Annotated in this window: 16 protein-coding genes and 1 riboswitch; of the genes, 12 read left to right on the forward strand and 4 right to left on the reverse strand. The window is 67.6% G+C overall.

Annotated elements, in window-relative coordinates; translation table 11 throughout:
• Window positions 1-573 carry an ankyrin repeat domain-containing protein gene (locus tag C8J24_RS02940; RefSeq protein ID WP_107930156.1) on the reverse strand — a complete coding sequence of 191 codons (573 nt, stop codon included), beginning with the start codon at window positions 571-573 and terminating at the stop codon, window positions 1-3.
• A gap of 70 nt (window positions 574-643) precedes the next feature.
• Window positions 644-2344, reverse strand: a complete 1701-nt coding sequence (locus tag C8J24_RS02945; protein ID WP_277352392.1) for a catalase — start codon at window positions 2342-2344, stop codon at window positions 644-646.
• A 218-nt stretch (window positions 2345-2562) separates the two neighbouring features.
• Window positions 2563-2802: riboswitch (cobalamin riboswitch) on the forward strand.
• A 249-nt stretch (window positions 2803-3051) separates the two neighbouring features.
• On the opposite strand from C8J24_RS02945, the gene C8J24_RS02950 reads away from it, so the two are divergent.
• Together C8J24_RS02950 and C8J24_RS02955 are read left to right on the forward strand one after the other, a co-directional pair.
• Window positions 3052-5142, forward strand: a complete 2091-nt coding sequence (locus C8J24_RS02950; protein ID WP_244180370.1) for a TonB-dependent receptor — start codon at window positions 3052-3054, stop codon at window positions 5140-5142.
• Between the two features lie 127 nt (window positions 5143-5269).
• Window positions 5270-6400 (forward strand): hypothetical protein, encoded by a 1131-nt coding sequence (locus tag C8J24_RS02955; RefSeq protein ID WP_107930160.1) that lies wholly within the window; start codon window positions 5270-5272, stop codon window positions 6398-6400.
• A gap of 118 nt (window positions 6401-6518) precedes the next feature.
• On the opposite strand, the gene C8J24_RS02960 is transcribed toward C8J24_RS02955, so the two are convergent.
• Window positions 6519-6803 carry a hypothetical protein gene (locus C8J24_RS02960; protein ID WP_107930162.1) on the reverse strand — a complete coding sequence of 95 codons (285 nt, stop codon included), beginning with the start codon at window positions 6801-6803 and terminating at the stop codon, window positions 6519-6521.
• 230 nt (window positions 6804-7033) lie between these two features.
• On the opposite strand from C8J24_RS02960, the gene C8J24_RS02965 reads away from it, so the two are divergent.
• From C8J24_RS02965 to C8J24_RS02985, 5 genes are all read left to right on the forward strand, one after another.
• The gene (locus C8J24_RS02965) at window positions 7034-8587 is read left to right on the forward strand and encodes an ATP-binding protein (protein WP_107930164.1); all 1554 of its coding nucleotides are present in this window, start codon (window positions 7034-7036) and stop codon (window positions 8585-8587) included.
• A complete protein-coding gene (locus tag C8J24_RS02970) occupies window positions 8584-9180 on the forward strand; it encodes a response regulator transcription factor (protein ID WP_031393582.1) in 597 nt (198 codons plus the stop codon). The genes C8J24_RS02965 and C8J24_RS02970 overlap by 4 nt, the downstream gene beginning before the upstream one ends.
• 23 nt (window positions 9181-9203) lie before the next feature.
• Window positions 9204-9575, forward strand: a complete 372-nt coding sequence (locus C8J24_RS02975; protein WP_051916297.1) for a hypothetical protein — start codon at window positions 9204-9206, stop codon at window positions 9573-9575.
• A complete protein-coding gene (locus tag C8J24_RS17460) occupies window positions 9559-11040 on the forward strand; it encodes a DUF2779 domain-containing protein (RefSeq protein WP_244180372.1) in 1482 nt (493 codons plus the stop codon). The genes C8J24_RS02975 and C8J24_RS17460 overlap by 17 nt, the downstream gene beginning before the upstream one ends.
• Window positions 11041-11177: 137 nt before the next feature.
• Window positions 11178-12320, forward strand: coding sequence for an endo-1,4-beta-xylanase (locus C8J24_RS02985; RefSeq protein ID WP_244180374.1), 1143 nt, complete (start codon window positions 11178-11180; stop codon window positions 12318-12320).
• A gap of 102 nt (window positions 12321-12422) precedes the next feature.
• Here the strand turns inward: C8J24_RS02985 and C8J24_RS02990 are convergent, their stop codons facing one another.
• On the reverse strand, window positions 12423-15812 hold the full coding sequence (locus C8J24_RS02990; RefSeq protein WP_167396676.1) for a TonB-dependent receptor: 3390 nt from the start codon (window positions 15810-15812) through the stop codon (window positions 12423-12425).
• 157 nt (window positions 15813-15969) lie between these two features.
• On the opposite strand from C8J24_RS02990, the gene C8J24_RS02995 reads away from it, so the two are divergent.
• From C8J24_RS02995 to C8J24_RS03015, 5 genes are read left to right on the forward strand one after another with little or no spacing between them, the layout of a single operon-like run.
• Window positions 15970-17496 carry a tryptophan halogenase family protein gene (locus C8J24_RS02995; protein ID WP_420894087.1) on the forward strand — a complete coding sequence of 509 codons (1527 nt, stop codon included), beginning with the start codon at window positions 15970-15972 and terminating at the stop codon, window positions 17494-17496.
• On the forward strand, window positions 17493-18896 hold the full coding sequence (locus C8J24_RS03000) for a tryptophan 7-halogenase (RefSeq protein WP_167396677.1): 1404 nt from the start codon (window positions 17493-17495) through the stop codon (window positions 18894-18896). Before C8J24_RS02995 ends, C8J24_RS03000 begins: the two co-directional genes overlap by 4 nt.
• The gene (locus C8J24_RS03005; RefSeq protein ID WP_107930173.1) at window positions 18893-20410 is read left to right on the forward strand and encodes a tryptophan halogenase family protein; all 1518 of its coding nucleotides are present in this window, start codon (window positions 18893-18895) and stop codon (window positions 20408-20410) included. The genes C8J24_RS03000 and C8J24_RS03005 overlap by 4 nt, the downstream gene beginning before the upstream one ends.
• Window positions 20407-21909: a tryptophan halogenase family protein gene (locus C8J24_RS03010; protein ID WP_107930175.1), complete on the forward strand. Its 1503-nt coding sequence runs from the start codon at window positions 20407-20409 to the stop codon at window positions 21907-21909. The genes C8J24_RS03005 and C8J24_RS03010 overlap by 4 nt, the downstream gene beginning before the upstream one ends.
• Window positions 21909-23651, forward strand: a complete 1743-nt coding sequence (locus C8J24_RS03015) for a glycoside hydrolase family 9 protein (protein ID WP_107930177.1) — start codon at window positions 21909-21911, stop codon at window positions 23649-23651. The genes C8J24_RS03010 and C8J24_RS03015 overlap by 1 nt, the downstream gene beginning before the upstream one ends.

The following is a 23651-nucleotide window of genomic DNA, read 5'->3' on the forward strand; positions in this document are numbered from 1 at the left end:
TCAGCGCTTGACGCGTTCCGCCATCGCGGCGTTGCCTTGGCCTGCCGCGACCGAACCTGCCGATCGTCCCGCCGCATCCTGGATCGTCCGGTCCGCACCCGCCGCCAGCAGCAGGTCGACCTGTGCCCGGCGATTGAACAGCGATGCCATCATCAGCGCAGTCTGCCCGGCATGATTGCGCGCGTTCACGTCGCACCCCGCCTTGAGCAGCCGCGCCGCGATCACATCCTCGCCCTTGAACGCGACACCCATCTGCGCGCTGTTGCCCTGGTCGCGATCCGGACGGCAGGCGTCGGCGCCCTTGCCGATCAGCGCGTCGACCGTAGCAAGCTGTCCGTTATACGCCGCCAGGATCACGGGCGTGAAACCGCGCTCGTCATAGGCATTGATGTCGGCGCCGGCCTTGAGCAGCGGATCGATCATGTCCGTGCGGCCGAGCCGGGCCGCCTCGAACAGCAGCTGCTGGCGACGTTCGGGTGATGGCAAGGCCGCGACCGCAGGGGGCATCTGTCGCTCGGTCGGAGCGGCCTGTGAACCGGCCGCGGCGAGCAGCGCGGCAAGATAAGTCAGCATCGTCGGTCTCGTTTCCTTGAAGTCTGCCACGGCAGGAGGCGCGCGCCATGCCGCGCCTCCTGCCCCGGGATCAGCGGCCGCTCTGGCCCGGGTTGGCGGCGCGATAGTCCGCCACCGCGCGCGTCACGTCGGCGATCGGCACGTTCACCGCGGTTGCCAGGCGCGTGCCGAAGTCCTTGTCCGCCTGGTAGAAGTAGCTGACCATGATCGTCTTCGTCCGCGCCGACGTCACGACATTGAGATCACCCGCCAGGTTGGTCACCAGATCCGCCTTGTCCTGCAGCTTGAGCGCCCGGTAGAATTCGCCCGCCTGGGCGAAGTTGTTGGTCTTGGCGATCGGCTTCGCGTCGACGGTCGCGTCGATACCATAGGGCGCGGCGCGAAAGCGGGCATCGGTCGACTTTGCCGCGGTCGCCGCCGGGAAATAATTCACGTCGGACGCGCGGTTGCTATGGTCGAGCTGGCCGTCCTGGTAATTGTTGACGACGCTCGCGAGCGGACGATTGACCGGCAACTGCATCGCATTGGCGCCGATGCGATAGCGCTGCGTGTCCGAATAGGAGAACAGCCGCCCCTGCAGCATCCGGTCCGGCGAAGCCTCGATCCCCGGCACGAGGTTGGCCGGTGCGAACGCCGACTGCTCGGTATAGTCGAAGAAGTTGGTCGGCACCTTGTTGAGCTTCATCTCGCCGATCTTGCGGAACGGCACGCCCAGCCATTCCTTGGTGTCGTCGAACGGATTATAGTCGAGCTTGGCGAACGCCGACGCCGACATCGTCTGCACCATCAGGTCCCAGACGGGGAAGTTGCCCTTGCCGATCTCGCCATAAAGATCGTCGGTCAGGTAGTTCCAGGTCGCGGTCGCGACCTGCGCGCCGTTCAGGTTGCGCACGCCCTGGCGGCTGATCCAGCGGAACTTGGCGAACATTGTTTCGCCCTTGGCATTCACCAGCTTGAAGGCATGGACGCCGTTGCCGTCCATCGTCCGGTAGGATGCCGGCGTACCGAGGTTCGAATAGACATGCGCGAGCATGTTGGTCGCCTCGGGCGTAGCCGAGAAGAAGTCGAAGAAGCGATTGGGGTCCTGCTTGTTCGTCACCGGCGAGGGCTTGAGCGCGTGGATCATGTCCGGAAACTGGATCGCGTCGCGGATGAAGAAGATCGGCAGGTTGTTGCCGACCAGATCCCAATTGCCCTGATCGGTGTAGAATTTGGTCGCAAAGCCGCGCGGATCCCGCATGCCCTCGGGGCTGCCCGAGGGGTGGATCACGGTCGAGAAGCGGACGAACACCGGCGTCTGCTTGCCGGGCATGAACAGCGATGCACCGGTGATGCTCGAAATGTCCGCGGTCGCGGTGAACACGCCGTGGGCACCGGTCCCGCGGGCATGGACGACGCGCTCGGGCACGCGCTCCCGGTCGAAGCGTGCGAGCTTCTCGATCAGCGTCGTGTCCTCGAGCAGGACGGGGCCAAGATCGCCCGCCGCCTTCGAGTGGCGGTTCTCGCCGATCGGCGCACCATTGTCGCGGGTCATCTGCGGCGCGGCGACACTGGCTGAATCACCCTTGGCTTCGACGGTGCCGGCAACCCCGGCCTGCGCCAGCGCGGGCTTGCCGGCGCTGGACGGTGCCGCCGCGGTCGTCATGCGGGTTTCCGCCTGCGTCTCGGCCGGCGCCACCGTCTGCGCGGCAACCGGCTGAATCATGGCACCAGCCGATGTCGCAGCCAGCAGCATCGCCGTCACGGCCTGACGGCTCTTCACGTTCTTCATCTCGATCCCTTAATCCTGCATGCCATCAGCGTGGCATCCCCGCACAGAGCGTGCGGCACCGCCGCCTCCTGATCGAGGACGCGCATCGCGCCAAACGGAGCTTCTGGATCACAGCAATCGAGCGGGACGATCGAGCCGCCATCGCCGTGCTCGCCGGACGATTGCCGAACGATCCTGACCGGGATAGACCGGCGCCGCTGACCTGTTCGATCCGAGCAGGGCGGCATGATCGCGTCGGTGCCCCGAAAGGGCTTAATAGGGAACGCGGTGAGGGTGGTTCGCCACCTGAAGCCGAGGCTGTCCCTGCAACTGTAAGCGGCGAGCGCGATGCATTTCGCTTCTTCCTGCAAAGGAAGGAGCAGCCACTGGGCCAGACGTTTCGTCATGAGGGCCTGGGAAGGCCGTGCATCGTGTGATGACCCGTGAGCCAGGAGACCTGCCGGCGTCTGGTCGCTCTTGCCTGGCCCAGGGGGTGGCCGCGGCACGGTACTCCGTCGAGCGACGACGTGTGCGGTGGGGACCGCACGGGCATGCGTGCCGGTCGCAATCGCGTCCGGCTGGCGCGGATGTCGGCCGTTCGCGGGAGGTCCCTGCCGGGTTCGCTAGACGCCCGGGGGATTACCGTAATGCCGTTCCTGTTGTCTCGCCTCGCGCTCGCGGGGGCTATTCTGTCGCCTGTCTTCGCAGCACAAGTCCACGCCCAGTCCGTGCCGGATCCCGATACCAAGGACATCCTGATCGTCGGACAACATGCCCAGGATACGCTCACCACGCCGAATGCGACCGGCAGCCGCCTGGGGCTCACGCCGCTCGAGACTCCCGCGACGCTCTCGGTCATCGACGGCGCCACGATCCGCGCGCGCGGCGACCTGTCGGTAATCGACGCGACGAGCCGCGCACCGGGCATCAGCAACGCGGGCAATCCCGGCAATGGCGGCACCGCACTCGCCGCGCGGGGGTTCAGCGGTCAGGGCTCCGTACTCCAGCTGATCGACGGCATCAGGCTGTTCCCGGCTGCCGGCACGATCACCTTTCCGAACGATCCGTGGATGGTCGAGCGGATCGACATCCTGAACGGCCCAGCCTCGGTGCTCTACGGCCAGGGCGCACTGGGCGGTGCGGTGAATGTCCTGATGCGCAAACCCGATACGCAGCGGACGCATGTGGAGGGCGAGATCGGCTATGGGTCGCAGGACAGCTTCCATCTCGCGGCAGGCGCAGGGGGGCCGATCACCGAGCGCCTCTCCTACCGCATAGACGGCAGCTATCGCCGATCGGACGGCTATGTCGATCGCGGCCAGTCGCGCAGCCATGCCGTGTCGGGCACGCTGCGCTGGGCACCGACCGACACGCTCGTCGTCACCGCGCGGGACGATTATGGCGACCAGAAGCCGATGCGCTATTTCGGCACGCCGCTGATCGACGGTCGGCTCGACGACCGCATCCGGGAACGCAACTACAACACACGCGACGGCGTCATCCGCTACCGCGACAACCGCACCAGCCTGCAGGTCGACTGGACGCCGAGCGATGCGGTCACCGTCAGCAACCAGGCCTATCGCCTCACCTCCAAACGCTCCTGGCTCAATCTCGAAACCTATTGCTGGATCGCCGCGGACGGCGTCTGCGCCAACGGCAGCGGCAACACCGGCACTCCGGGCGGCATCCTGCGCACCGACATGACCGGCATCGTCCACGACCAGACGCAATGGGGCGATCAGGGGAGCGTGACGTTCAGAACGGGCATCGCCGATGGCGTCGGCAACGACCTTGTCATGGGCTTCGACGTCAACCTCATCAAACTGACCTATTCGCACAATTTCGGGTCTGATCCCCAGGTTTCGGACGTCGATCCCTTCGCGTTCGATCCCGGTCTGATCATCGACACGCAAGGCATCGCACCGCGCTATCGCACACGCACCAACGAATATGCGGTCTTTGCCGAGGACCGGCTTAAGCTCGGCACGCACGTCTCGATCGTCGGTGGCGTCCGCTTCGAGCGCGACACGATCCGCCGCTGGTCGATCGACTATCCGGGCGGCACCGGCACCGAGACGTTCGTGCTCGCCAAGCAACTGCACAATCTGACCTGGCGGGTCGGGAGCGTCTATCAGCCGATCACGACGGTGTCGCTCTATGCGCAATATGCCACCGGCGTGGACCCGCTGGGGACGCTGACGACCTATTCGACCGGGCAGGTGCAGTTCAGCAACGCGGTCGGCGACCAGGTCGAGGTCGGCGCCAAGGCGGTGTTCCTCGACGGTCGCGGCACCGCCACCCTCGCCGCCTACCGCATCGTCAAGAAGCGCCTGCTGGCGCAGCTGACCCCGACGAGCCCGGTCGAGCAGGTAGGCCAGCGATCGGCCAGGGGTATCGAGGCCGCGGTATCGCTCGATCTGCCTTACGGTGTCGGGATCGATGCGAACGGCAGCGTGCTCGACGCGACGTTCGACGACTTCGTCTCCAGCGACACGCGCTTTGACGGCAATACCCCGCCGGACGTGCCCGAGACGCTCGCCAATCTCTGGCTGCGCTGGAACGCGACGCGTGCGCTCCAAGCACGCGCCGGGCTGCGCTACGTTGGACGACGCTATTCAGACAATGCGAACAGCTTCCGCGTCCCCAGCTACACCATGGTCGATGCAACGCTCTCCTATGCAGTGACGCCACGGCTCGCGGTCGACATCCACGGCTACAACCTGTTCGACCGCAACTACGCGATCAGCACGTACAATAACCATCAATGGGTCCTCGGCCGTCCCCGCGCGGTCGACGTCTCGCTTCGCGTCGGCTTCTAGCGCGCCCCGCGGCCGGCAGCCCTTGGGACGGGCCGCCGGCGATGTCGCCCCCCGGGAAAACCCCGGATAGCCGGTCGCGCGCGCGTCCGCCTAAGCCGCATGGCCACCCCATGAGGAGACATTGCGCATGCCGTTTTACCGGGCTTCCGAGCTGTTTACCCTGCGTCCCGTGCCGCCCACGCTCGGCAAGCCAGCATGGATGAACCTGCGCGCCGTGCCGCGGGCACCCTGGGCGGGGGAGCCGGAGGCACTGCGCGGGCCCGGCATCTACGGCATGTTCCATGACGACCGGCTCGTCTATGTCGGCCTATATGCCGGCAAGGCCGAGCGGCCCTTTGGCGGATCGGTCCTCGAGCGCTGGGAGAAGCACGTCACCTATCAGACGCTGCGCTCGCCCTATGTCACCTTCGCCCGTCGACATCTCAAGCAACTGCATGCGCTCGCCGCCGCAGAGCCCAACGGACCGATCGAGACGATCGTCGCGATGCTGGCACTGAACGGCGATGAAAGCCCGCTTCTCCAGCGCAAGGGCGGCAGCTGCACCTTCGCCAAGGCGCAGCTCGCGGCTGCACACTGGGATGTGTTCGGGCCGGGGAACGAGGCCACGATGCTCGATCACCTCGGCTTCACCTATCTCCAATTGCCGCGCGACCTGGCCGCGACCGTTCTCCCCGAGCCCGGGCAGCGGCCGAGCGCATGGGTGAAGAAGCATTGGCTGGCGCCGATCGAGCGGGATCTCATTGCCGCGTTCATGCCGCCCTGCAACGACGGCACCGAACCCGGCGACGCGCCAGCGGTCGATCCGGTCGCGTTCGAGGAGCGGCTCGCCCGGCTGCTCGCCGACCGCCCCGCACCCGCCGTCGAGGATCTGGCCGGAGAGAGCGAGGCCGACGATGAAACCGACGGCGACGAGGAAGCGCTGCGCACCGAACCGACCGCCGCACCGAACGAGCGCGAGGCGCTGCTCGACGATCTCGCCCGGCTCTGCCCCGGCGCGCTGGAGGTCTATTACACCGGCGTTCCCGATCTGCGCATCCGGCCGCGCTCGCACACACGCGTGCTGCTGGACGTCTTTGCACATGGCGGTGGGCTCGCCTGCCGGACCAAGGCAAGCGTGGCGGCCTGCCGCGCGCTCGGCTTCGATGCGCACGACGCGCCGGCGGGCAAGTCTATGAGCGCGGCGTTTCCGATCGACCTGTCCCGCCACTCCGCGGCGGATCTGTTCGCAGTCGCCGGTGCTGCCCTCCCCGGCGACTGACCCGCCGGCCCTGGGGCCGACAAGCCCGTGATCGCCTGCCCTGACGAGCGACAAGCCCGTCAGGGCAGGCGATGCCCCGCTACCCAGACCTTCCGGTTCCGCGTCTAGTCGCGGTCATCTATGAATCGCTCCAGCGTTTGGCCCCCCACAGGATCAGATCGCGGCCGACGAATATGACGCACACGTCGCCGATGGCAAACGCCAGGCCTAGCCATGTCCATCCATGGGATAGCAGCAATGCGGGCCACGCGACGGCGAGCACGATCAGCAGCACGCCGATCGGCCGCGTCAGGCGGTTCCACCACCGCCGCGGCACGACCTGATGGCTGTAGACGATGACGCTGCCATTCTCCTGGTACCAGAGCTCGCGCACCGCGTGAATCGGATCAGGTCCTTCCGTCATCGTACGGCTGCGCCCGTTACGCGGTGACGATTCCGCGATCGCGAGACACTATGGGCTGGCATCGATATATTCCCGGGGCTGGCTCACGATCATCATGGCCATCGCCGCCGCGCCGAAAACCCGGGAATTTCCCCGATGGCCTATCGGCGCCGGATGCGGCTAGGCAGCCCTCAATGCCGCTGCCTCCCTCTCCGCCCCGCCTCTCGATCGGTGCCGTAGCCGGCAAAACAGTGCCACGACTGGCCGACCTTCCCTGGCTCATCGGCTATGCAGCGGCGTTCGCGGCCGCGCACCAGGCCGCGGCAGGCTGGGGCGGTCAGGGCTTCTACTCGCTGCTCTATCCCGCCGCGGGCGTCAGGCTGGCGCTGCTGTGGAGCCGTGGCCCGCGGCTGACGCTGGCGGTGATGGCGACGGAACTGATCGTGCAGACGATCGCCGGCATCATCGTTCCGGGCCAGGCCGGCTGGCTGACCGCGGCAAACGGCGTCGCCCGGCCCGCGCTGACCTATGGCATCGTCGTCTGGCTGGTCCGCCACGTCGCGGCGCGGTCGCAATCGAGCCTCGGCGTCGCGCCGATGCCGCTCGGCCTCGCCGCAGTCACCGCGCCGGTCGCGGCGACCATGGCGGCGCTGCCCTGGACCTTGTTCAGTCCCGAATTGACGGGCGTCTCGGGCCTTCGTCAGACGGTGGCATCGCTGACGGGCTTTGTCGTCGGCGACCTGCTCGGCGTGTTGCTGATCGCCCCGCCCTTGCTCTGGGTGGTCCATGCTTGGCAGTACCGGCCGCGGGCATTGCACCGTCCGACGCTGCGCCAGCTTGCCGGACTGGCCGAAGCGGCCGTCGTCCTCGGCGCAGCGATCGCCGCGAGCACGCTGCTGGCGGAGATCGGGCTGGGCGTCCCCGCCGCCCCGGCGCTGCTCGCGGTCGCCTGGATCGGTTTGCGTTTCGGCCGCACCGCAGGCTGGTGCGCGATCGTGATCGTGGCGGCGATCGTCCTGCCCTTTACCGCGACCGACCTGCCCGTCGCCGAACGGCTCGCCTTGCACATGAGCCTCGCATCGATCGTCGTCGTCGGCTACCTCGCCGGCAGCTTCGCCGATGCGCAGGCGCGGGCCCAGAGCGACCTGTCGCGCCGCGACCGCATGCTGTTCCAGGCGGAACGGCTGAAGACGTTGCGCGCCATGTCGGTAGCGGTGATCCACGAGATCAGCCAGCCGCTTTCGACGCTGGCGATCGAGGCCAAGCACCTGCACGAGATCACCGTCGCCGCCGATCCGGACATCGCCCAGACCGCTGCGCTGATCGACCGCAAGGCGGCGGCGCTGTCCACGCTGGTCCGCCGGCTGCGTCGTTTCGGCGGTCGATCGGTCGACGAACCCAGCGCCCTGCCCCTGTCCGCGCTGGTCGAGACCGTCACGGCATTGACCCGTGCCGAGGCCAGGGCGGCGCGGGTCGTGGTGGAGGTGTCGCCCATCGATCCCGACCTGGTCGTCTTCGGCCAGGAGATTGAGCTCGCGCAGGCGGTGGTCAATCTGGTCCGCAATGCGGTGCAGGCGTGCGACGGTCGTGTCGCGCTCTCCGCCCATCAGAACGACGACCGGGTCGTGGTCATGGTCGCGAACCGCTGCCCCGATCGGCGGGAAGCACGCCCCGGCATGGGCGTCGGGGCGCTCGTGGCGCGGGCGATCGTCGAAGCCCATGGCGGCACGGTGGAGCGTGTCACGCACGCCGACGGCACCATCTGCGCGACGCTATCCCTCCCGCGCCCCGGAGCCGAGACATGACACTCCCCGCCAATCAGCCGGATCGTGCCGCCGTCTATGTCGTCGATGACGACCATGACCTGGGCGCGGCTGTCGCACGGCTGCTCTGCCGTCACGGTCATGCCGCCGAACCCTTTCTCGACCCGGTCATGCTGCTGTCGGTCTATGCCGAAGCACCGGCGCTGTGCATCGTCACCGACATCATGATGGGCGACCTCGACGGCTTCGGCTTTGCCGACCGCGTGCGAATGATCGACCCCGCGGTTGCGATCGTCTTCATGACCGCGTGGCCGACGACCGCGAATGCCGTGGATTCGGTGCGGCGCTATGGCGGCCTCGATTATCTGGAAAAGCCGCTCGACGAGACACGCCTCCTCAGCGCGGTCGACGAGGGGGTCGCATGGTCCCGGCGCCAACGCAGCATCCGCGCACGAACCGCAGCCCTGTCGGCGCGCGAACGTCAGGTGTTCGACCTGCTCGTGCAGGGACATAGCAACAAGGCCGTTGCCGACATCCTCGGGCTCAGCCCCAAGACGGTCGAAGATCACCGCGCCGCCATCGTCGCCAAGACCGGCACCAACGGTCTTGCCCAGTTGATCGCGCTCGCGCGGTGACCGCATCCTTTGACGGAGGTTTCATGCCGACCACCACGGCGATCGACGAGACGATGATCGAACGAGCCATTCTCGATTTGCTCAAGACCCGCCGCGAGATCTATCCGTCGCATATCGTCGGCGAATTGCGGCGCAGCCATGCCGGACTGCCGTTGGACCGCACGCGCGACGTGCTCGAGCGCCTTTTCATCGAACGACGCGTCGCACGATTATGGCATCGCTACATGCTCCCGGCGGACGTCGAGCCGGTCCGCGCCAAGTGGCTCGGCCTGATCGAACGCCAGGCCGAACGGATCGACGCGGTCGCGGTCGATCCCGCAACGTCGCGCGACGCGCGGGATCTCGTGATGCGCTGGGACGGATGGTCGATGGAGGGGTGTGATTTTGCCGCCTGACACGCTCTCGCCATCGCGCCTCGCCGCGTTCGAGCGTTGCCCGCGGCAATTGTGGCTGATGACGTTTCGGCCCGACAGCGCAGGCTCGGCGGACGATGCCGCCGATCGTCGGGCGACCGCGCATGCGATTGCTGCCGAGGCGCGGCGGCAGATCCCTGACATGGTCATGATCGACCCCGCCTCCAGTCGATCGGCAGAGTCAGCAGCGACCGGCGCAGCGATTGCGACGCGCCAGACCATCGCGGGCGCGCAGTTCCTGCACGACGGCGTGCAGGCGATCGTCGATATCCTCGAACCGGATGGCGACGGCTGGCGCATCATTGCCGTTCGCGGTTCGACCAAGGCAAAGCCGGATCATCTCGCCGCGCTCGCGACTCAGGCCTGGGTCGCGGCCGCCAACGGCCTCCGCATCACATCGGTTCACGTCCGCCACCTCGATCGCGACTTCACGCTGGACCGCTCGGGGGACCGCGGCGGGCTGTTCGTCGATACCGACGTGACCGCGCTGGTTGCGCCGATCGTGGCGACACAAGGCGCGCGCATCGGTGCGGCCAAGGCCTTGCTTACACAAAGCGAACCTGCGGCGATCGTCGGCGATCACTGCCACGCGCCGTACACCTGTGCCTTTACCGACTATTGCCACGCAGGTTTGCCGGCGGGTCCGTACTGGCCCGTGACGATCCTGCCGCGCGGCGCAGGCAAAGCGTTCCTGCGCCGCGGCATCGACGACCTGACGCTCGTCCCAGTCGAGGATCTGCGCTCCGACACCGACCGCCGCGTCCACCGCGCCACGATGACCGGGCAGGTCGAGCATGACCCCGCGGGCGCTGCGCAGGTGATGGCCGGCTGGTCGTATCCGCGCACCTGGCTGGACTTCGAAACCGTCAGCGACGCGGTGCCGGTCTGGCCCGGCTGCTCGCCCTATGAGCAGGTGCCGTTTCAATTCGTCGCGGATGTCGAAGCCGCGAACCACGGCATCGTACGACACGAGTTCCTCGACCTGAGCGGCGATGATCCGCGTCGCGCCTGTGCCGAGGCGCTTGCCGCACTGCCACGGACCGGCGCGGTCATCGCCTGGCACGCCCGTTTCGAACGCGACGTCGTGCTGCGCCTTGCGCATGCCTGCCCCGATCTCGCCGCCGTGCTCGACGATCTCGCCGCGCGCATCGTCGACCTGCTGCCCGTCACCCGCGACCATTGGTACCACCGGGACCAGCGCGGAAGCTGGTCGATCAAGGCGGTCCTGCCGACGATCGCACCGCATCTCGATTATGCCACGCTGGCGGTGCGCGACGGCGGCGACGCGGTCGCGGCGTATCGCGAGGCGGTCGACGTCGCATGTACGCCGGCGCGCCGCGCCGAACTTGATGCCGCCCTGCGCCTCTATTGCGGCCGGGATGTTGAGGCGATGCGGGTCGTTGCAGAACGGCTGATTGAACCGGGCCCGCCTTCCCCCGTTGCATAGACACGTTCAGGGCCCGCTTGCCACCGAACCGTTGCGTCTTCGGCTATCCAATTTGCGTATCAAACCGGAGGCTTCGGGATTGACCTGATGACGAGAAACCGTCAGCGTTAGCGCTACCATAAAAGAGAGGATGTCCTGTGGAAATTACGCGACGCACCGGGCTGGCGATGCTGACGGGTCTTGCCGTATCGGCCGGCGCCCGTGGGACGGCCGCACCTGCGCCGACCGGCCTGCACGGCATCGCCGCGGCCAAGGGGATGCGGGTGGGATCGAGTTTCGCATGGGGTGCCCCGGGTGCCGATCGCGGCTCGTTCGCGAATCCAGCCTATGCCGACCTGCTCAAACGCGATTGCGGTCTGCTCGTCGCCGAAAACGAGATGAAGTGGCAGGCGTTGCGACCCAGCGCGACCGCCTTCGACTTTACCCGCTTCGATGCGATGATGGCCTGGGCGGACGCCAACGCACTGCTGGTGCGCGGGCATAATCTGCTGTGGCATCAGCCCAAATGGATGCCGCGCTGGGAAGAAGCGCATGATTTTGGCGCGACCCCCGCGCGCGCCGCCGAACATCTGCTGGTCGATCATATCACCACGGTATGCCGCCGCTATGGCACGCGGATCCGCAGCTACGACGTCGTCAACGAGGCGGTCGATCCCAAGGATGCGAGCCTGTACCAGACCGCTTTGTCGCGCGCGCTGGGCAGCCCCGAGGCAACGCTGGACCTGGCCTTCCACACCGCGCGCCGCGTCGCGCCGCACGCGCAGCTGGTCTATAACGACTATATGAGCTGGGAACCCGGCAACGCCACGCACCGCGCCGGCGTGCTCAAGCTGCTCGAAGGGTTCAAGGCGCGCGGCGTGCCGGTCGATGCGCTGGGCGTGCAGTCTCACCTGGTCACGCAGGGGATCGACGCGCGTGCAACGATCGCAGCGCTCGAGGGCGAGTGGCGCCGCTTCCTCGATGCGGTCACCGCGATGGGCTATGGCCTGGTGATCACCGAGCTCGACGTCCGCGACAACGCACTCCCTGCCGACTTCACGGTCCGCGATCAGGCGGTGGCCAATTTCACGCGCGGCTATCTCGACGTGATGCTCGCCTATCCGCAGCTTCGCGACGTGCTGCTGTGGGGGATGACCGACCGCTATAGCTGGATCGAGGGGTTCGAGCCGCGCAAGGACAAGGCCCGCCGCCGCCCCTGCCCCTATGACGCCGCGTTCAAGCCCAAACCGATGTACATGGCGATCGCCGCCGCGCTTGCTGCCGCCCCGCCCCGCACCTGACGCCCGGACAAAAAAAGGGCGCCGCGGTTGTCGCGCGGCGCCCAGGGGGGAGAACGGGAAAAGGATCGGGAGGGCCGACCGCACCGGCCGACCCTTTCGCGCTTATCTGAACGATGCGCGGATCGAGAAGGTGAAGCGGCGATCCGCGATGAACCAGTTGCGCGGACGCGTCAGCAGATCATCGTTGATCACATATGACGTGCGCGTGATCGAATTGGTCAGGTTGACGCCCTGGAACCCCATCTTGATCGCTGGCGTCACCGCGTAGAAAATCGAAGCGTCGAGCTGCCCGTATTTCTCCGCGTAGACCGGCGAGTTCGGCACGATCACGTCGCGGATCGTCAGCAGGTTCTTCGACCGCCAGTTATACGCAGCGCGTACCTCCAGCCCGTTACGCTGATAAAAGGGCGCGAAGTTGAACTGGTATTTCGACAGCCCCTGCAACGGCAACCCGCTGGTGTCGACGTTGGAGATGATCCCGGCGGTGACGTTGGGATCGTCGGAGTCGAGATTCTGCTGCGACACGCCCGACGACTTCACGTAGGTGAAATTGGCCGCGAGACCGAACCCGCTCAGGAACCCGGGCAGGAAATCATAGGTCTGCTGATAGCCGACCTCGAACCCCTTCACGCGACCCGTCTCGGTCGAGTTCAGCGGGGTCGTGATGATCCCGTCGAATGTCGCGCCGTTGTTGGTGAAGCTCTGACGCTGCAGGCTGTTGGTCTGCACGCCGTACAGGTCCTTCTTGAACAGCGACAGCGTGAGCTGGCCGACATTCGAGAAATACCATTCCGCGGTCACATCGTAATTGTCCGCACGGACCGGCTTCAGAAACGGGTTGCCGACCTGGAAGGTCGCGACCGGCGCCCCGTTGAACAGGATCGTCTGGTCGCTCGTGTTCAGATTGATGTTGTAATAGGACCGGGTCAGCCCGAAATCCGGCGGAGCGACGCTCTTGGTGAACGCCGCGCGGAATTGAAGACCGCCGCCCATCGCCAGCTTCACGTTGAAGCTCGGCAGGAAATAGTCGTAGCTCAGCTTGGCGTCGTTGGGCGTCGTGCTGCCGTTCTGGAACGCCGCCGCGGCGTCGCGTACGGCTTGCGGCAACGCGCAGAACCGCGAGACCGGCTGCCCGTTGGTCGGCGCGACGCAGCTGAACGACTGTTGCGGGAAGGCGAAGAAGCCCGACGAGACGCGATCCGTCTTCGTGTACCGCACACCGATATTGCCGCTCAGGTTCCAACCGTTCGACAGGTCGTTGCCAAAGCGCGCCATCGCATAGACCGCGTTGTTGCGCTCGCTGACCGGATTGATCTCACCGGGCAGGAACGGCGTTCCGGCGACGACACCGGCACGGCTCGCCAGCGGCACCCAGCCATTGGCGCCCGACAGGTTGCTCGTGAAGTTGCGCCATTCCTGCGCGATCTGGCTGATCGCCTGCGTCGCCGCGCCATAATCCTGGAGGAACGACCCCGGCACGAACACGCGCCCGCCGTTCGACGAATCGTTCGCCTTGCCGCGGAAGAAGTTGTCGTAGAGGAATGCCTGCTGCGGGCCGAGATTGCCCGTATTGCGCGTGACGGGATTGCCGTCGATCGGGCGATCGAACCAGACCGGGCCACCCGGGCCGGTCGGCGCCGCTGCATTGTCCTGGTTGTTGCCGCCGCCCCAGATCTCGCTGAGCACGCCCCAGTTATAGCCGGTTGAACGCGCTTCATTCTGGCGATCGGCGAAGCGATAGCCGACGCGGACCGAGGTCAGCCAGCTATCCTCCGGGAAGGAATAATCGAGGTCGATGCGCGCAGCATCCTCGTTGCCCTCGCTGTCCTCGATATGGTCCATCGCCGAGCGGTAGAAGTTGTTATACGCGTCGAGATAGCTCGGGTGCGCGGCGTTCTGGTAATTGTTCGGCGTGTTCGTCACCGGGATGAAGTTCACATAGGCCGGGTTGGTCCCGTCCAGCCGGATGTCGGCATTCTGGAAGGTCGTGCCCCAGACGGTCAGGTCGGTGACCTTCACCTGCGACCAGACATGCTGGTAGTCGAGGTTGATGCCGAGCCGGTTCGTCGCCTGCCACTTCAGGTTGAAGCTGGCGTCGTTGGTGCGGAAGCGCGACTGGTTGCCGCGCGAGATGTTGTTGCTCTGCAGGCCGTTGCTCGGCGTGCGCTGATCGCCGCCGTTCGCCGGATCCTGATCGGCGCGATAGCCGTTCGGGCCGGTGATGATCCCGCTGGTGAAGACGTTATCGTCGTCATAGGCAAAGCTGGTGCCGGGGAAGGGCTGCGTGTCGCCTGCCGCCAGCACGTTGTCGGTCGCGACCTCGATCGAATTCTCGGTCCACGCCTCGCGCGAGTCAGTCCGCAGGAACTGCGCGGTCGCGGTCATCGACTTGTCGGGGCTACGCCACTGGCCGGCGGCCGAATAGCCGTAGCGCGTGCGGTTGAATTCCTGGCTGCGGATCGCCGCGCCACGGGGCACGTAGACGGTGCGGCCCGCGTTGACCACGCCGGTGGTCGCGTCGACCGGCTGCAACAGCGATCCGTCGGCGCCGATCACGCGCTCGCCCCAGTTCGAGATCTGCACGCTGTCGGCGCGGCTGCGGACCTGCGAGCGCACGAAGCTGGCGAGGATGCCGAAGTCGCCGATGCCGGTTTCCCAGCGGTTGCTGCCGAGAACCGAGACCGTGGGCGCCGACTTCTTGACGAAATCGCCGTAGTTGTTTTCGAGCGTCCCGCCCAGCACCAGTCCGGTGGAATCGAACGGCAGGCGCGTGCGCAGATTGACCGAGCCGCCGATGCCGCCTTCGATCATGTCGGCGGACGGGCTCTTGAACACGTCGACGCCGCCAAGCAGCTCGGCGGGCACATCGGCGAAGGACAGGCCGCGGCCGTTGTTCGCGCTGAACGAATCGCGGCCGTTGATCTCGGAGCGCGTGTAGCTGAGGCCGCGGACGGTGACGCCCGACCCTTCGGTCGCGAAGTGATCGGGATCGGCACCGGCCGAGAAGCGGCTGATCGACACGCCAGGCACGCGCTGCAGCGCTTCGGTGACCGAACGATCGGGCAGCGCGCCGATGTCTTCGGACGAGATCGAATCGCCCACGACTTCGGAATTGCGCTTGATCGCCTGCGCACTCTTCAGGCTCTGGCGGATGCCAGTGACGACGATGTCCTGATCGGCGGCTTCGTCCTGCGGCGTTGCGGTCGACTGCTCGGCCTGCGTCACCTCGGCACCGCCCGAGGGCACCTGCCCGTTGGCGGAGGGCTGTGCCGCGCCCGCCTGGGGCGCCCCGGCCACCGTCGCCGCAGTGCGATCAGAAGATGCGGTACGCCCGGCCGCGTTCGGCGTCAGCGCAGGTTGGCCGGCGGCGGCATCGGCTTGCTGGGCTAAAGCGCCGTTTGGCGCGGCGGCCAGGCACAGCGCAAGCAGGGAGGCACCACCTTTGAGGAGGTTCCCGCGACGCGCGGCGCGTGTGATCTTGTACTTGGCCATGACTCCCGGCATCCCCTCATTGTGTTAGCGCTATCATTTGTAAGCGCTTTTTTCTTACAATGTTTGGTAGCGAGAGGGATGAGTTAGGCCTAGACTGAATCGGACGGTTTTTTAGTGAATTGCTAGGCTTGTTGCATGATTGCAACATAGCCGGGGGGTGGAATTGGACGAACGTGGTCGGCTACGCATCGTTATCGTTGGTGGCGGTACCGCAGGCTGGATGACCGCGGCGACGCTCGGCCTAACGACCGGTACGCCGTCCGCGGCACGGCTGGCCGACATCACGCTGGTCGAGTCCGAGGAGATCGGCACCGTCGGTGTCGGCGAGGCCACGGTGCCGCACATCCGGTTCTTCAATCAAAGACTGGGTATCGACGAAGCCGACTTCGTCCGGCGTACCAAGGCGACGTTCAAGCTGGGCATCGAGTTCTGCGATTGGGGTCGGATCGGTGACAGCTACATCCATCCGTTCGGCGATTTCGGCCATGACATCGACGGACTGCCATTCCATCAGCATTGGCTCCACGCGACCCGGGGCAAGCCGGATGAGACGCCCGCGCTCGCCGCCTGCTCGCTCCCGATCGTCGCCGCGCGTGCCGGGCGGTTCACGCCGCCGCTCGACGATCCGCGATCGGTCGGGTCGACCTATTCCTATGCGTATCAGTTCGATGCCGGTCTCTATGCCGCGTATCTGCGCGACTATGCCGAAACCCGCGGCGTTACGCGGGTCGAGGGTCGCGTCGAGCACGTCGAACGGGGCCCGAGCGGTATCGCAGCCCTTCGCCTGGCGGACGGGCAGCGGATCGAGGGCGATCTGTTCGTCGACTGTTCGGGGTTCCGCGCCTTGCTGATCGAAGGCGCCCTGAAGGCGGGACACGAGGATTGGGCGCACTGGCTGCCCTGCGATGCGGCCTGGGCGGTCCCGACGGCGAACGCCGGCCCCCTCGTCCCCTATACCCGCGCCACCGCACGCGACGCCGGCTGGCAATGGCGGATCCCGCTGCAGCATCGCACCGGGAACGGTCATGTCTTCTCGACCCGCTTCACCGATCCGGACCGCGCGCGCGCGGTGCTGCTCGACAATCTCGAGGGCGAGGTGCTGGCCGAGCCGCGGATGCTGCGATTCCGCACCGGGCGTCGGCATCGCCAGTGGATCGACAATTGCGTGGCGATCGGCCTTTCCGCCGGGTTCCTCGAGCCGCTTGAATCGACCAGCATCCACCTGATCCAGCTGGCCATCGGCAAGCTGATCGAGCTGTTCCCGAACGACGCGGTGCTCGACCCTGCAGATGCCGCGGAATTCAACCGCGCGATGGCGCTGGAATATGACCGCGTCCGCGACTTTCTGGTTCTTCATTATTGCGCGACCGAGCGTGACGACACGCCGTTCTGGCGCCACATGCGGACGATGGACCTGCCCCCCTCGCTGGCCGGGAAGATCGCTGCCTTTCGCGATCGCGGCATCGTCGAACAATATCGCGAGGGCATGTTCCTGCCCGCGAGCTGGCTCGCGGTCTATTATGGCCAGCGAATCATGCCCGAACGCATCAACCCCCTCGTCGCCGCACTGCCCGTCGCGGACGCGCGCGCGCGTGTCGCGGCGGTCGCCGACGCCTGCCGCCGCACCGCCGAGGGGATGCCGACGCATGCGGACTATCTTGCGCGGATCGGGGCTGCCGCGTGACAGCCACGGTCGCTGTCCTGGGCGCGAACCTATGTGGCTGGATCGCCGCGGCGGCGCTGGCGCGGCGCTTGCCACGCGAATCCTACCGCGTGGTGGTGATCGACGACGGCACCGGCGGTGATGGCCTGGGCGATTTCGCGCCGGTGATCGCGGTGCCGCCAGCGCTCGCGCGCTTTCATGCCGATCTCGGTCTCGATGCGGCGACTCTGGTCCGGATGACCGGCGGCGGCCATGCGCTGGGTGTCGCGTTCGGTGGCTGGCGGGCCGACCGCGCAGCGGCGTTCCTGTCCTATGGCGAGACCGGTGCGCCGCTCGAGGGCATCGCGTTTCACCAGCTCGCCGGACGGCTGCGCGCGGCGGGGCACCCAGTCCGGCTGGCCGATCATGCGCTGTCCGCGGTCGCCGCGCAGGCGGGCCGGTTCGCACCCGGGGCGCCGCTCGCGCATGCGCTGCATCTGCCCGTCGCGCCCTATGAAGCGCTGCTGCGCGGGGCGGCGCTGCGGGCGGGGGCCGAACGCGCGTCCGCGGACTTCGTCGATGCCGAGATCGCAGCGAACGGCATCGTCGAGAAGCTGACCCTTGCGGACGGTACCGGGATCGAACCCTGGCTCGTCCTCGACTGTTCGGGAACCGACGCGCGCATCGCCAGCCGTACCAGCCCCGCGTCCGAGGACTGGTCCAGCTGGTTGCCCTGCGACCGGACGCATGCCGAGACGGTGCCCGCGCAGGGCGCGCCCCCGCCCTATACGCAGGTCGATGCGCAGGACACGGGCTGGACGGCAACCTGGCCGCTAGACGGTGCGGATGTACGACTGACGTGCAGCGTTGGCGGCAACGGCAAGCCGTTCCGCGCGGCGAGCCGCTTCGAGGCATGGCGGGGCAATTGCGTCGCACTGGGCGCCGCCGCGGGTCTGCTCGAACCGCTGCACCCCACCGCACTGACGCTGCTGCTGCGCTCGCTCGCGCAGTTGATCCAGCTCTGGCCCGCCGGACCGCAGGCACCCATCGAAGCCGCAGCCTTCAACCGCACCGCGGCCGCGGCGCTACAGGGCGCGCGCGACTTCCTGATCGCGCATTATGCCGTGGCCGGTCGCGCCGGCGCGCTGTGGGACGACCGCCGCACGGCATCGCTACCCGGACCACTGGCCGCCAAACACGATCTGTTTGCGGCGCGCGGGCGGTTGCCGATGTATGACGACGAAGTGTTCGAGGAGGAGGATTGGGCGGTGATGTTCGACGCGATGGGCCTCATGCCGCGCCGTTACGATGCGCGCGCGGACATAGTGCCGCTGGCGGCGATCGAGCGGCATCTGGCCGGGCAGCGTGCGCGGGTCATCGCGCAGGTCCGCGCGCTTCCCCCTTATGCGCAGGCGATGGCCGCGTTGCGGACGCGCGCATGACGATCGGCGCCCCCGTCCGCCGCATCGTCATCGTCGGCGGCGGCACGGCCGGCTGGATGGCGGCGGCCGCGCTTGCCCGGCTGATCCCGACCGGGGCGAGCATCACCCTGATCGAGTCCGACGCGATCGGCACCGTCGGCGTCGGTGAAGCGACGATCCCGCCGATCCGCGGCTTCAACGCGATGCTGGGGATCGACGAGGCGGAATTCCTCGCCGCGACCGCGGGGAGCTTCAAGCTCGGGATCGAATTCGTCGACTGGGGTGCACTTGGCGAACGCTATCTGCATCCCTTTGGCGGGTTCGGTTTCGATATCGAGGGTGTGCGCTTCCACCAATATTGGCGTCGCCGCCGCGCCGCCGGGATCGTCGAGGATATCGAGGCCTATTCGCTGTGCGCGGTCGCCGCGCGCGCGGGACGGTTCATTCCCCCCTCGCCCGACCCGGCGTCGGTGCTGTCGCAGATGGCGCACGCCTATCATTTCGACGCGGGCCTCTATGCACGCTTCCTGCGCGGGCGCGCCGAGCGCGACGGTGTCGTGCGCGTCGAAGGCGATGTCGTCGACGTCGCACTCGACGGCGAGACCGGCCATGTCCGCCACGTGACGCTGGCCGGCGACCGCGTCATCGAAGGCGACCTGTTCCTCGACTGTTCGGGGTTCCGCGGCCTGCTGATCGAGCAGACGCTGGGCGCGGGCTATGAGGACTGGACGCACTGGCTGCCCTGCGATCGGGCCGTCGCGATGCCGACCGCGAACACCGGCGCGGCGATCACCCCCTATACCCGCTCGACCGCGCGCGCGGCCGGCTGGCAATGGCGCATCCCGCTGCAGCACCGCACCGGCAACGGCTATGTCTACAGCAGCGCGCATTGTTCGGACGATGAGGCCGCGGCGACGCTGCACGCCGGGGTCGACGGCACCCCGCTCGCCGAACCACGCCTGCTGCGCTTCACCGCGGGACGGCGGCGGAAGCAGTGGATCGGCAACGTCGTCGCGTTGGGCCTTGCCTCCGGCTTTACCGAACCGCTCGAATCGACCAGCATCCACATGGTCCAGACCGGCATCTCGAAACTGCTCGCCCTCTTTCCAGACCAGGGCTTCTCGCCGGTCGAGATCGACACCTATAACCGGCTGGCAGCGACTCAGTTCGACCAGGTCCGCGACTTCCTCATCCTCCATTACCATGCGACGCGCCGCGAGGATTCGCCGTTCTGGCGCGAGACGCGTGCGCGGGCGATCCCCGACAGCCTGAGCGAGAAGCTCGCCTTGTGGCGTCGCCGCGGACGGCTGTTCCGCTGGGAGGACGATCTGTTCGCGGAGGCGAGCTGGGTGGCGGTGCTGCTGGGCCAGGGCATTGTTCCCGACGGCTGGGACCGGCTGGCCGATGCGGTCGACGCGCGCGAGGTCGATGCACGGTTCGACCGGCTGCACGCGATGTTTGCCGATGCCGCATCGCGAATGCCCCGGCACGAGGACTATCTCGCCCGCACCTGCCCGACGCGGGTGCGCGCATGACCGGCACGCTCGGATCGGTCGTGATCGTCGGCGGTGGTACCGCGGGCTGGATGGCCGCGGTCGCGTTCGGCCGCCTGCTGGGCCCGGCCGGCACGCGCGTGACGCTCGTGGAATCGGACGACATCGCCACGATCGGCGTCGGCGAGGCAACGATCCCGCCGATCCGCACCTTTCACGCGATGCTCGGGATCGACGAGGACGCATTCCTCCGCGCGACCGGCGGCAGCTACAAGCTCGGCATCCGCTTCGAGGGCTGGACGCGCCCGGGCGAATCCTACGTCCATCCGTTCGGCCAGATCGGGACCGACATCGCCGGCGTGCCATTCGCCGCGCAGTGGCTGCGCGCCCGCCAGGCGGGGGCCGCCGACGCGCTCGGCGCCTATTCGCTCGAAGCCCGCGCCGCCCAAGCCGGCCGTTTCTCGCGCCCGATCGCGAACGGTGATTCACCGCTGTCGCGGATCGGCTACGCCTATCATTTCGACGCAGGCCGCTACGCCGTGTTCCTGCGCGCGCAGGCCGAGGCGCACGGCGTCATCCGCCGCGAGGGCCGGGTCGACCGCGTCGAGCGTGGCCCCGCCGGAATTGCCGCGGTCCATCTCGCCGATGGCAGCCGTGTCGAGGGCGACCTGTTCCTCGACTGCACGGGGTTTCGCGCGCTGCTGATAGAAGGCGCGCTGCAGGCGGGCTGGACCGACTGGTCACAATGGCTGCCGTGCGATCGTGCGGTTGCGGTCCCGTCGGCCGCCGACGCCGCGCCGCTCGCGCTCACGCGGGCGATCGCGGAACCCGCCGGCTGGCGCTGGCGTATCCCGCTGCAGCATCGCACCGGCAACGGGCATGTCTTTTCCAGCCGCCACTGCAGCGAGGACGAAGCGACCGCGACGCTGCTCGCCGGGCTGCACGGTGAGGCACTGGCCGACCCGCGCGTGATCCGCTTCGCCACCGGGCACCGCACCCGGTTCTGGAGCGGCAACTGCATCGCGCTCGGCCTGGCGGCGGGGTTCATGGAGCCACTGGAATCGACCAGCATTCATCTGGTGCAGAGCGGGCTTCAGCATCTGTTGCGAATGCTTCCGGCGGGCGGCCCCCCTGCCCAGGCGATCGTCGACCGATATAATCGCACGATGACCGGCGAGTTCGTCCGGATCCGCGATTTCCTCGTCGCGCATTACCACCTCAATGCCCGTACCGAACCCTTCTGGCGCGAGCGCGCGGCGGCGCCGATCCCGGATGGCCTCGCCGAAAAGCTCGCGCTGTTCCGCGCCGGCGGACGCATCTTCCGCGAAACGGACGAATTGTTCAACGAGGTCAGCTGGCTTGCGGTGCTGACCGGACAGGACGCACCCGTGACCGGCCATGACCCGATCTGCGACGCGCTGCCGATCGCCATCGCGGCAAAGCGGCTCGCTCAGATCGAACGCGTCGTCTCCACCTCGCTGACCCACATGCCACCTCATGCCACCGCGCTCGCGCAGCTGGCTACGAACAGGATGCTCTGATGCCCTTCCCGCTTCTGCTCGCCGCCGCCGTCATCAATATCAACCAGCTCGGCTTCCGTCCCGAAGACCCCAAGCTTGCGATCGTCGCCGATCACGCGACGCGGCCGCTCGACTGGGTCGTGGTCGACGACGCCGGCAAGACCGTGCTGACGGGACGCACCAGCGTCGGCGGTGACGACGCGGCGTCGGGCGATCATGTCCATGTCGCGCGCTTCACCGCGCTCACCCGCCCGGGCAACTACCGGCTGCGCGTCGACGGGACCGAAAGCGGCCGCTTCCGCGTCGGCCGCGACGTCTACGCCCCGCTCGCGCTGAACGCGCTCAACTTCTTCTACCAGCAGCGCGCCGGTACGCCGATCGACGCGCGCTGGGTGGGCAAGCGCTGGGTGCGCGCGGCCGGCCATCCGCGCGAAGTCGCCGCCTGTTTTTCGGGCGCGGACGAGAAGGGCAATGTCTGGCCCGGCTGCCCCTATACGCTCGACGTCACCGGCGGCTGGTACGACGCGGGCGACCACGGCAAATATGTCGTCAACGGCGGCATCGCGGTGTGGACGCTGCAGAATCTCTACGAGACCGGGCTTGCGCGTCGCGTGTTCGCCGATGGTCAGGCGCGACTGCCGGAAGCCGGCAACCGCCGCGACGACCTGCTCGACGAAGCGCGGTGGGAGGTCGAGTGGATGCTGCGGATGCAGGTCCCCACAGGCACCCGCGTCGCACTCCCCGTCGGGCCGCATGATCGCTCGGGCCGGCTTGCACTTACGCCGGTCGACGCGGGCGGCATGGCGCATCACAAGGTTGCCGACGCGCGCTGGACGACATTGCCGACCGCGCCCGCCGACGACAAGGAACCGCGGCTCCTCTACCCGCCCTCGACCGCGGCAACGCTGAATCTTGCCGCGGTTGCAGCGCAGGCCGCGCGGCTGTGGCAGCCGATCGATCCCGCCTTTGCCGCGCGGTGCCTTGCCGCCGCGCGCGCCGCCTGGACCGCCGCGCAGCGCAACCCCACGATCTTCGCGGCGCAGGGCTTCACCGGCAGCGGCGGCTATGGCGACGAGACGCTCGACGACGAACGCGCCTGGGCTGCAGCCGAGCTGTTCGCGACGACCGGCGATACCGCCTACCGCGCAGCGCTGCCGACCGGCGCGACCGGCGAACCCGGCTGGGCCAGCGTCGCACCACTCGGCATGATCACGCTCGCGACCGCAAGCGGCGTTCCCGCGATGATCCGCGATGGCGCACGTGCGGCGATCGTCGCGACCGCCGACGGCTTCCTCGCCGAAACCGCGCGCGCCGGCTACCGCATCCCCTACGCGTCGCAGACCTATAATTGGGGGTCGAATTCCAGCATTCTCAACCGCGCGATGCTGCTTGGCCTCGCACAGCGTTTCACCGGCGATGCGCGCTACCGCGCCGGCGTCGTCGATGCGGCCGATTATATCCTCGGCCGCAATCCGCTGGGCCAATCCTATGTCTCGGGGACCGGCTGGAAGCCGCTGACCAACCCGCATCACCGGTTCTGGGCGCATCAGCTGTCGGCATCTTCGCCACCGCCGCCGCCGGGGGTGGTGTCGGGCGGCCCCAATAACAGCGCGATGGTCGATCCGGTCGCCGTGACACTGAAGGGCCGGTGCGCGCCGCAACGCTGCTGGGCGGACGACATCAACGCCTATGCGCTGAACGAGGTGGCGATCAACTGGAACGCGCCGCTCGTCTGGGTCGCCGCCTATCTCGACAGCGACTGA

It is taken from the genome of Sphingomonas aerolata (genome assembly GCF_003046295.1).
GTDB classification, from domain to species: Bacteria; Pseudomonadota; Alphaproteobacteria; order Sphingomonadales; family Sphingomonadaceae; genus Sphingomonas; species Sphingomonas aerolata.

What these genes read in the sequence shown, in the direction of transcription:
- C8J24_RS02955 (WP_107930160.1), top strand. Translation starts at nt 5,270, where the DNA reads ATGCCGTTTTACCGGGCTTCCGAGCTGTTTACCCTGCGTCCCGTGCCG.
- C8J24_RS02990 (WP_167396676.1), bottom strand. Translation starts at nt 15,812, where the DNA reads ATGGCCAAGTACAAGATCACACGCGCCGCGCGTCGCGGGAACCTCCTC.
- C8J24_RS02945 (WP_277352392.1), bottom strand. Translation starts at nt 2,344, where the DNA reads ATGAAGAACGTGAAGAGCCGTCAGGCCGTGACGGCGATGCTGCTGGCT.
- C8J24_RS02975 (WP_051916297.1), top strand. Translation starts at nt 9,204, where the DNA reads ATGCCGACCACCACGGCGATCGACGAGACGATGATCGAACGAGCCATT.
- C8J24_RS03015 (WP_107930177.1), top strand. Translation starts at nt 21,909, where the DNA reads ATGCCCTTCCCGCTTCTGCTCGCCGCCGCCGTCATCAATATCAACCAG.
- C8J24_RS02940 (WP_107930156.1), bottom strand. Translation starts at nt 573, where the DNA reads ATGCTGACTTATCTTGCCGCGCTGCTCGCCGCGGCCGGTTCACAGGCC.
- C8J24_RS02970 (WP_031393582.1), top strand. Translation starts at nt 8,584, where the DNA reads ATGACACTCCCCGCCAATCAGCCGGATCGTGCCGCCGTCTATGTCGTC.
- C8J24_RS03005 (WP_107930173.1), top strand. Translation starts at nt 18,893, where the DNA reads ATGACGATCGGCGCCCCCGTCCGCCGCATCGTCATCGTCGGCGGCGGC.
- C8J24_RS02960 (WP_107930162.1), bottom strand. Translation starts at nt 6,803, where the DNA reads ATGACGGAAGGACCTGATCCGATTCACGCGGTGCGCGAGCTCTGGTAC.
- C8J24_RS03010 (WP_107930175.1), top strand. Translation starts at nt 20,407, where the DNA reads ATGACCGGCACGCTCGGATCGGTCGTGATCGTCGGCGGTGGTACCGCG.